This is a genomic window from Nostocoides australiense Ben110, assembly GCF_001050535.1.
In the GTDB taxonomy this organism is placed as follows: Bacteria; Actinomycetota; Actinomycetes; order Actinomycetales; family Dermatophilaceae; genus Nostocoides_A; species Nostocoides_A australiense.
In genome coordinates this window covers 1,844,289-1,850,880 of the sequence record NZ_HG764815.1, presented here as the reverse complement: position 1 = coordinate 1,850,880, position 6,592 = coordinate 1,844,289, and the positions used below count along the sequence as shown (strand labels likewise).

5 protein-coding genes are annotated in these 6,592 nt (G+C 70.5%); 2 read left to right on the top strand and 3 right to left on the bottom strand.

Annotated features, from left to right (window positions below; genetic code table 11):
- The 3 genes from BN11_RS08900 to BN11_RS08890 form a co-directional block, all read right to left on the bottom strand.
- Window positions 1–921, bottom strand: a 921-nt coding sequence (locus BN11_RS08900) for an alkaline phosphatase family protein (RefSeq protein WP_083433635.1), incomplete at its 3' end; no start/stop codon positions are given.
- 11 nt (window positions 922–932) lie between these two features.
- Window positions 933–1,529 (bottom strand): DUF5998 family protein, encoded by a 597-nt coding sequence (locus BN11_RS08895; RefSeq protein WP_048696752.1) that lies wholly within the window; start codon window positions 1,527–1,529, stop codon window positions 933–935.
- 46 nt (window positions 1,530–1,575) lie between these two features.
- Window positions 1,576–4,260, bottom strand: coding sequence for a bifunctional acetate--CoA ligase family protein/GNAT family N-acetyltransferase (locus tag BN11_RS08890; protein WP_048696750.1), 2,685 nt, complete (start codon window positions 4,258–4,260; stop codon window positions 1,576–1,578).
- Between the two features lie 57 nt (window positions 4,261–4,317).
- Here BN11_RS08890 and BN11_RS08885 point away from each other — a divergent pair, with 57 nt between their 5' ends.
- Window positions 4,318–4,992 carry a nitroreductase family protein gene (locus BN11_RS08885; protein ID WP_083433634.1) on the top strand — a complete coding sequence of 225 codons (675 nt, stop codon included), beginning with the start codon at window positions 4,318–4,320 and terminating at the stop codon, window positions 4,990–4,992.
- 61 nt (window positions 4,993–5,053) lie between these two features.
- Window positions 5,054–6,592: DNA gyrase/topoisomerase IV subunit A (locus tag BN11_RS08880; RefSeq protein ID WP_048696744.1), on the top strand; the 1,539-nt coding region annotated here is incomplete at its 3' end.

Sequence of the window (6,592 nt, the reverse complement as noted above, 5' to 3'; positions counted from 1 at the left end):
CCCCGCCACGGCGGCGGCGGCGCCGGGCTCGCAGTAGACGTGCGGCGCGCGAGGCTCGTGCGTGATGGCCCGCACGCCGGCGTCCAGTTCGGGGTCGGTCGCCAGATCGATCCGCTCCTCGAACGGCACGTCGATCATGCCGTGGTCCGCGGTGATCGTCAGGGAGGTATGCCGCGGCAGGGCTTCCGCAAGCCGGCGCAACTGGGCGTCGGCGTCCTCGAGCACCGCCGTCCACTCCGGCGAACCGACTCCGAGCATGTGGCCGGTGCGGTCGATGTCGCCCCAGTACAGATAGACCAGGGCGCGATCGTTCGTCGTCACCGCCCGCACAGCGGCGCGTATGCCGGCCGACAGCGAGTTCGCTCCGACGAACCGGCCGCCGCGCTGGGCGGCCGTCGTCAGCCCGGAACCGTCGAACCGCGGCAGCCCGATGCGCACGACCGCGACATCCTCCGCCGCGAGCCGCTCGAAGATGGTCGGATCAGGTTGCCACGCAACAGGATCAGGCCCGTTCTCCCACGAGAGGTGGTCGAAGATCTGCCCCGTCTCCGGGATCGCCACCTGATAGCCCAGCAGGCCGTGCTCGCCAGGCGCGCGTCCGGTGCCAAGGGAGGCGAGGGAGGTCGCCGTGGTGGCCGGGAAGCCGCAGGCGAGTTCGGTCCCGGTCGGCAGCAGCGACCGGAGGAAGGGCGCGTGCCCCGCACGTCGCCGCAGCAGTTCCAGCCCGAGCCCGTCGAGGAGCACGACGACGGCGCTGCGCGCAGGCGCCAGGGTGAGGTCACCGGCGCGGCCCTCCCCCACGGCATACCCCAGCGAGGCCGCGACGGCCGGAAGCACCTGCGGGAGGCTGGTATGCCGGTAGCTCGGCGGGTGCAGCCCCGGGGGGCGGTCGGGCGGTCGGGGGGCGTCGGCTCCGGACATCGTCGGGAGGGTCAGCGCCCGATCCGCGCAGACAGTGCCGCGGCGAACTCCCGCGCCTGGCCGAGCGGGCGGTTGCCGTCGGCGTCCGCCGAGATGCGCAGGACCAGGTCGTCGGAGGCGATGGTGCCGTCGAAGCCGTGGTCGGCGTCGCAGGCCGGGTCGCCGCATGTCGCGGGCAGCAGGTCGACGCGGGAGACGGTGCCCCAGCCGAGGGTCAGGGTCAGTTCGCGACCGAGCGTGCCGGGGACGTAGTGGCGTGGGTCGGGCACGACGTGGGTGAGCATGATGCCGCGCACGAAGCGCAGCGGGATGCACTCCGTGGTCGCCGTCGCGACATCCTCCAGTCCGTGCGGGTCGTCCGTGTGATCGTCGGCGTGGGCGATGACAAGGCGGGTCTCGGTGAGGACCATGACCGTGACGTGCCGGCGAATGGCGTCCTGGTCGAAGGTCGTCTCCTGATGGACCAGGTGGGAGACGACGTTGTCGCCGGCCAGCGCCTCGGCGACGACATCGGTGACGAGCGCAGGATAGTAGCCGGCACGCTCGATGTCGGCCTTCAGGGGTCCGGGCAGGACCGAGGGCGCGGGCGATGACGAACGAACCGACATACCCCAACTCTAAACGCGCGCGTCCGAGAGCCGACTTTCGTGGGGTTCATGTCAGTTTGCGTCGCCGGCTGTCCTTGCGTTTGGCCGGGTGCTGCAGTTCGATCTCGGCGCCGAGGACGTCGACCCCGCCGGGGTGGGCGACGACCGGGTTGAGGATCACCGAGGCGACCTCGGACATGTCGTCGGAGAGCATCGAGAGCCGGCCGATGAGTTCGGCGAGCGCCCCGCGGCTGACGGGCGGGGCCCCCTTGTAGCCGCCGAGCAGTGGCGCGGCCTTGATGGAGTCGATCAGTTCGGCGACGTCGACGTCGTTGAGCGGCGGGATGCGGTAGCCGATGTCCTCGAGCAGGTCCCGCGCGGGCCCGGCGACGGAGAAGGTGACCACGGGCCCGAACAGGGGGTCCTCGGTGCCGGTGACGACGGTCGAGACGCCGGGGTGGGCCATGCGTTGCACGGCGAACTGGCCACGGTCGTATGCCGCGAGCCGGGCATCGAGGGATTCGAACGCCTCCCGCACCGCGGTCGCGCTGCCGAGGTCGACCCGCACCCCTTGAAGGGAGGCCTGGCCGCGCACGATCGGCGAGAGCGACTTGACCACGACGGGATAGCCCAGCGTCTCGGCGGCCGCGACGGCTTCCCCGGCCGAGGCGACGATGGTGCGCGCCCACAGGTCGATGCCGTAGGCCGCGAGGAGTTCCTGCGCCTGCTCGTGGCTCAGATGCAGGCCTTTGGGGTTCTCCGCCAGATGCGCGTCGATGATGTCCTGCGCCTTGCCGCGCTCGATTCCGCTGCGGGAGAGCGGCATACCCTTGTCCTTGCGGCGCCACTCGCCATAGCGGGTGGCCTTGGCGAGGGCGCGGACGGCGTCCTCGGGCGTCATATAGAGCGGCAGTTGCCGGTCGGGTCCGGCGTCGTCGGCGGTCTCCGTGACCGGCTGGGTGGGGGCATCCCTCGACATCAGGCCACGCGTGCCGATCATCGTCGCGACCACGGTCTTGTCGGTGTCCGCCGCCAGGTCGTGGATCATGGCGACGGCTTCGTCCTCGCCGCGCCGCAGCGGCGGGGTGAAGCACACGACGACGGAGTCGACCTCGTCATTGGCGAGCGCCTTGCGGACCTGCTTGGCGAACTGGTCGAGCGGCGCCTCGGCATCGACACTCGCCGGTCCGTGGGTGATCTGCAGGCCCTGGCTCTCGGCGACCTGGGCGGTCAGGGCCGACAGTTGCACCGAGTTGCCGACGATGGCCACCCGCCGGCCCTTGGGCTCGGGCTGGTGGATGAGGATCTGGGCCACGTCGAACATCTCGTGGATGTTGTCGACGTGGATGACGCCCGCCTGCGTCAGCATCGCGGTGAAGGCCCCCGGGTCGACCTCGCTCACGCGGGCCCGATGCCCTGGTGGCACACCGAATTTGGACGCGCCGGCCTTGATGACGATGACCGGTTTGGTCATCGCCAGCCGGCGCCCGATGCGGGAGAACTTGCGGGGGTTACCCATCGATTCCAGATAGAGGCCGACGGCGCGGGTGCGATCGTCGTCCATCCAGTACTGCATGAGGTCGTTGCCGGAGACGTCGAGCCGGTTGCCGGCGGAGGCGAACGTGGAGATGCCGAGGGAGCGGCGCCCGGCGGACTGGAGGACGGCGATGCCGAGTGGGCCGCTCTGCGCGAACAGCCCGAGGTGGCCCGCCGGGGCCATGGCCGGCGCCAGCGACGCGTTCATCGACACCGATTCGGCCGTATTGATCAGACCGAACGAGGTCGGTCCGACGATGCGCATGCCGCTGTCGCGGGCCAGCCGCAACAGGCGACGTTCGAGTTTCTGGCCGTCCTTGCCGGCCTCGGCGAAACCGGCCGAGATGATCACCAGCCCGTGGACATTCGCGCCCGCGCAGTCTTCGACGACCGCGATCGCCTGATCGGCGGGCACGGCGACCACGGCCACGTCGACGTGCGACGGGATCGCGCTGACGGTGGGGTATGACGTGATCCCGAGGACTTCGTCGGCGCCGGGATTGACGGCATACAGCTCGCCGGTGAACCCGCCGTCGCGCAGGTGCCGCAGCACTTCGTGGCCGACCGACCCTTCGGTGCGGCCGGCCCCGACGACGGCGATCACCTTGGGCGCCAACAACGCCGAGATGCTGATCGACTCGGCGCGGTGCTCCCGCGACAGGCGCACCGACTCCGACTTCTCGGTCGGCTCGATGTCGAAGTGGACCTGCACGACGCCGTCCTCGACGCGGCGGGAGACGATATAGCCGGCGTCGGCGAACACCGCGAGCATCTTGTGGTTCTGCGGCAGGACCTCGGCCTCGAAACTGGTCAGCCCGTCGTCACGCCCGATGTCGGCGAGGTGCTCCAGCAGCACTGACCCGATGCCCTTGCCCTGGTAGTGGTCGGAGATGTTGAACGCCACCTCGGCGGTGGTGGGGTCGATCTTGTCGTAGCGGCCGATGCCGATGATGTCGTCGCGGTGCATCATCACCAGCGCCACCCGGTCGGAATAGTCGACGTGGGTGAAGCGGTGCAGGTCGCGCGGGCTGAGTTCCTTCAGCGGCGCGAAGAAGCGCAGGTAGATCGACTCGGCCGACTGCCCCGCGTGGAAGCGGCGAATGCGCTCCTCGTCGGCCGGGGTGATCGGTCGGACGTGGCCGACGCTGCCATCTCGCAGCACCACGTCGGCTTCCCACTCGCTGGGGTATGCCGGGGGCAGCGCATCATCGGGCATGGCTCCATAGTTCCATGCCGGCCGCCGGGCCCGGGAGTGGCTTGGCAGACTGTCGGGGTGGATTTCGCCAGGCTGGTGCGCGCCCGCCGTATGACGCGGCGCTTCCGGGCGGACGCAGCCGTGCCCGAGTCGGTGGTTGCCGATCTGCTCGAGCTGGCGGGCCGGGCACCGAGCGCGGGTTTCAGCCAGGGCTGGGAGTATGTCGTGCTCCGCTCCCCCGCCGAACGCGAGACCTTCTGGGCCACGGCCGGCCCCGACCAGCCCGACTCGCGCACCGGTTGGCTCGCCGGGGTGCGGCGGGCCCCCGTCCTCGTCCTCGTGCTCGCCGACGAGGACGCTTACCGGCGGGGGTGTGGGGGGGCCGACAAGGGCGGCATACCGCCGGCCGAGCAGGACTGGCCGGTGCCCTACTGGCTCACCGACACGGCGATGGGCGCGCTGATCGTGTTGCTCGGGGCGACCGAGGCGGGGCTCGGGTCGCTCTTCTTCGGGGTGCCGGGCCCGCGGCATGCAGCGGTCAAGGACGCCTTCGGCGTCCCGGCCGGGCTGGACCTGATCGGGGTCATCGCCCTCGGGGAGGAGGAGCGGCGGGTCGGCGGGTCGGCGAGCACGCGTCCGCGGCGGCCGGTCTCCGACTACGTCCATTGGGGCGGCTTCGGCGTGGCCCCTGCGGGACCGGAGGCCGGCCTGAGCGAGAATGCCGGGCAGACCGGCTCCGCGGCCGAGTCCTGACCGGCGCGCCGGCGGGACCCGGCGAGCGGGGCGAGCCCACGCGAAGAGAGTGAACGAACGTATGGCGCGCGAGAGCGGACCGCCGAAGGATCCGAACGACCCCGGTGACGGGCAGGTCGTCGACATCGACGTCAGCGAGGAGATGCGCAACGCCTTCCTCGAGTACTCCGTCTCGGTCATCCACTCCCGCGCGCTGCCCGACGCCCGCGACGGGCTGAAGCCGGTCCAGCGGCGCATCCTCTATGCGATGCACGAACTGGGGCTGCGGCCCGAGCGCGGGCACGTGAAGTCCTCGCGGGTGGTCGGCGAGACGATGGGCAAGTACCACCCGCACGGCGACCAGGCCATCTACGACGCCCTGGTGCGGATGGCGCAGCCGTTCTCAATGCGGATGACGCTCGTCGACGGACACGGCAACTTCGGCTCCCTCGACGCGGGCCCCGCGGCCGCCCGCTACACCGAGGCCCGGCTGGCACCCGCCGCCATGCTCATGGTGACCGGTCTCGACGAGGAGACCGTCGACTTCATCCCCAACTACGACGACCAGTTCCTGCAACCGGAAGTCCTGCCCGCGGCATACCCGAACCTGCTGGTCAACGGGGCCACCGGCATCGCCGTCGGGATGGCGACCTCGATGCCGCCGCACAACCTCATCGAGGTCATCTCGGCCGCGCGGCACCTGCTCGCCCACCCCAACTGCAGCCTCGATGACCTGATGAAGTTCGTGCCCGGGCCCGATCTGCCCGAGGGCGGCAAGATCGTCGGACTCGACGGCATCCGGGAGGCCTATCTGACCGGCCGCGGGACCTTCCGGACCCGCGCCACGGCCAAGATCGAGAAGATCACGCCGCGCAAGATGGGCATCGTCGTCACCGAACTGCCCTACCTGGTGGGGCCCGAGAAGGTCACCGCCAAGATCAAGGAGCTCGCGCAGGCCAAGAAGCTGCAGGGCATCTCGGACCTGAAGGACCTGACCGACCGCAAGAACGGGCTGCGGCTGGTCATCGAGATCAAGAACGGCTTCCACCCCGAGGCCGTCCTGGAGCAGCTGTATCGACTTACCCCGCTCGAGGACTCCTTCGGCATCAACAATGTCGCGCTCGTCGGCGGGCAGCCGCGCACCCTCGGGCTGAAGGAACTGCTCGAGGTCTTCGTCGAGTTCCGGCTGCAGGTGGTGCGCCGGCGCAGCGAGTTCCGGCTCGGCAAGCGCCGCGACCGGCTGCACTTGGTCGAGGGCCTGCTCATCGCGATCCTCGACATCGACGAGGTCATCCAGATCATCCGCAGCAGCGACGACTCGGACCTGGCCCGCACCCGGCTGATGCAGGTCTTCGACCTCTCCGAGCGGCAGGCCGAATACATCCTCGAGCTTCGGCTGCGGCGGCTGACGAAGTTCTCGCGGATCGAACTGGAGGCCGAGCGCGACGAGTTGCGCGCCCAGATCGAGGAGTTGGAGAAGCTGCTCGCCGAGGAGTCGCTGCTGCGCAAGCTGGTCTCCTCCGAGCTGGCGGAGGTGGCCAAGGCGCACGGGACGCCGCGCCGCACGGTGCTGCTGGAGTCGGCGGGGGCGCCGGCGTCGGCGGGGGCGCCGCTGGAGGTC